Below are 2,957 nucleotides of genomic sequence, written 5' to 3'. Positions count from 1 at the left end.
AGCCGATAGCGAGTGCCGTCGTCGAAATGGGCCTCGAGCATCGAGGCGTCGACCAGCCGGGACAGGACGCTTCCTGGATCGGCATCCATATGCAGATCGGTGGCGAGCCGTTCCGCCGTCGCCAGGTCGACTCCGTCGACGAATACCGACAGGTGCCGGAACAACCGGCGCTCGTCCTCGGACAACAGGCGGTACGACCACTCGACCGTGTCGCGCAGGGTCCGGTGTCGCGCGTCGGCACCGGACCGTCCGCCGCCGAGCAGGTCCAGCGAGCGGTCGAGCCGGGCATGCAGATCCGCGAGCGAGAAGGTCGACAGGCGGCCGGCCGCCAGTTCGATCGCCAGCGGCATCCCGTCGAGCCGGCGGACGATGCCGGAGATCAGGCGGAGATCCTCCGCGGTGGGCGGTCGGTCCGGGCGGACCCGGCCGGCCCGATCGAGAAAGACAGCCACGGATGGGACCCGGGACAGCTCCTCCTCGGTGGCGACGCCGGGGTCCGAACCGGGCACGGGCAGCGGGTTCAGGCGGAAGGCGTACTCGGCCGGGATGCCGAGCGGTTCGCGGCTGGTGGCGAGAATGGTCTGGTGCGGGCAGTTCTCCAGCACCGCGCCAATGGTGTCGCGGACCGTGTCGAGCAGGTGCTCGCAGTTGTCGATGACCAGCAGTCCAGGCTTGTCTCCCAGGAAAGCGAGGCAGGCGGTGAGGACGTCGCCCTGGGCCACGTTCAGGTTCAGCGCCGATGCGAGGACGTGCGGGATCGTCGCGGGGTCGGTGACCGGGGCTAGCAGGAGCACCACAGCGGCGTCGTTCGACCGGGCAGCCTCAACCGCAACCCGGGTCTTCCCGACGCCTCCCGGCCCGACGACGGTGACCAGCCTTTCGGCGGCGAGCAGCCGATGCAACGACGCCACATGGGCTTCGCGACCGACCAGTCGCGTGCCGGGCCTGACCGGGAGCGGCGAACGCGGCGCGGCGGCGGCCGCTCCACTCGCGATGGTGCGCTCGAGCTCGTCCAATGCCGGCGACGGGTCGAGACCGGTCTCGTCTGTCAGCCGACGGCGATAGTCCCGTCCCGCCTGCAGTGCCGCCGGTGCCCGGCCGCTGGCGGCCAGCACGCGCATCAGGAGCAGGACAGCGGGCTCACGCAGTGGATCGGAGGTCAGCGACTTGGTGGCCAGCCCCACGATCCCGTCTGCCTGTCCGGCATCGACCGCTCCGGCGATCAGGGCGTCGGTCACCTCCTGGTACAGCTGGGTGCACCCCTCGACGGCCGCGGATATCGGTATGCGGTCGGTAAGATCGGCGAGCACCGGTCCGCGCCAGAGGGAGTGCGCTCGCCGCAGGATTTCGAACGCCTCCGCGGCGCCGGACGCTGCGGCGCGGCGAGCGGTCACCAGCAGCGTCTTGGCCTCCGCGAGGTCCAGCTCACCGTCCAGCAGCTCCAATCGGTAGCCGTACTGGTGACCCTGCAGCCGCGACGCGGCCGTACCCAGGTTCGTCCGCAACCGGGACACCTGGGTGTGCAGGGCTTGCCGGCCCGATTCAGGCAGTGCCGCCGGCCACAGCGTGTCCAGCAGATGCTCGGCCGTGACCATCCGGCCCTCCGCAAGCGCGAGGATCGCCAGCAGCGAGCGTCGCTTGGACCCACGTACGTCGACCACGACGCCGTCGACGACCAGCCGCAGCGGTCCGAGTACCTCCAACCGCAGAGCGGGCCGTACACGTTCCATCGCCATCGCACCCCCCCGCGCACAGGATGTCACCGCCGTAGGGGGAGCCGGAGCTCTCCCCATGGCGTCAGCCCAGTGTAAGCGCGCGTCAGCCCTGGGTAAGCCTGCGCACCGACGCTTGCTGTCATGACCGGCGCCCGCCGGCAGACAGCGAGAGGAGATCGTCACATGGATCACAACAAGGTCATGGAGTTCCTCGGCCGGTTCACTACCGACCTTGGCGCGACCGGCGCCGCCGGCTCCGTCGTGGTCGGAAACCGGCTCGGCCTCTACCGCGCCCTGGCCCAGGGGCCGGCGACGCCCGAGCAGTTCGCAGAGCGCTCCGGATGCCACCCGCGCTACCTCACCGAGTGGCTACGCGGCCAAGCCGCCGGCGGATACGTGAATTACGACCCGGCCACCGGCGAGTTCTCGCTGAGTGAGGAGCAAGCGTTCTGCTTGGCCGACCCGAACGGGCCGAATGTGTCGGCGGCGTTCCTCATCGCGCTCGGCTACCTGCGTGCCGAGCCGCTGATCACCGAGGCGTTTCGCACCGGCGAGGGCGTCGGCTGGCACGAGCATGACGAGGACGTCTTCGTCGGCTGCGACGCCTTCTACCGTCCCGGGTACGTCGCCGAGCTGGTGCCGAACTGGATTCCCGCGCTGGACGGTGTCGAGGCCAAGCTGACCGCCGGCGCGCGGGTCGCCGACGTCGGCTGCGGGCTCGGCTCGAGCTCGGTGCTGCTCGCTCAGGCCTACCCGAACTCCGCCGTCGTGGGTTCGGACTACCACGCCGAGTCGATCGAGCTGGCCCGGAAGAAGGCGGACGATGCCGGTGTCGGAGACCGGGCTACCTTCGAGGTGGCTACCGCACAGGCCTTCACCGGCGCAGACTTCGACCTGGTGATGATGTTCGACTGTCTGCATGACATGGGCGATCCGGTCGGTGCCGCCCGCCGGGTACGCGAGGCGTTGACGCCGGACGGGACCTGGCTGCTCGTCGAGCCATTCGCCGCGGACCGGGTCGAGGACAACTTGAACCCGGTGGGGCGGCTGTACTACAGCGGCTCGACGTTCCTGTGCGTACCGAACGCGCTCTCGCAGAGCGGTGGCCATGCGCTCGGCGCCCAGGCCGGCGAGCCTGCCATCCGTGAGGTTGTGACCGAGGCGGGCTTCACACGCGTCCGCCGGGCAGCGGACAGCGCCTTCAACATTGCCTACGAGATCCGTCCCTGATCCATCGAGCGG

The 2,957-nt window shown here is 70.0% G+C and carries 2 protein-coding genes; one reads left to right on the top strand and one right to left on the bottom strand.

The genetic code is table 11. The annotated features are described in order from the left end of the window. On the bottom strand, positions 1-1,730 hold a 1,730-nt coding region (locus tag ELR45_RS39610), incomplete at its 3' end, for an AfsR/SARP family transcriptional regulator (protein WP_205857536.1). Between the two features lie 168 nt (positions 1,731-1,898). Between ELR45_RS39610 and ELR45_RS29785 the strand changes: the two genes are divergently transcribed. Continuing rightward, a complete protein-coding gene (locus ELR45_RS29785; protein WP_129669531.1) occupies positions 1,899-2,945 on the top strand; it encodes a class I SAM-dependent methyltransferase in 1,047 nt (348 codons plus the stop codon). Positions 2,946-2,957 lie beyond the last annotated feature (12 nt).

This window comes from Phytoactinopolyspora endophytica, assembly GCF_004138495.1.
GTDB lineage: Bacteria > Actinomycetota > Actinomycetes > Jiangellales > Jiangellaceae > Phytoactinopolyspora > Phytoactinopolyspora endophytica.
Note: the sequence above shows the minus strand (reverse complement) of the source record. Positions and strands in the feature narration are given on the sequence as shown.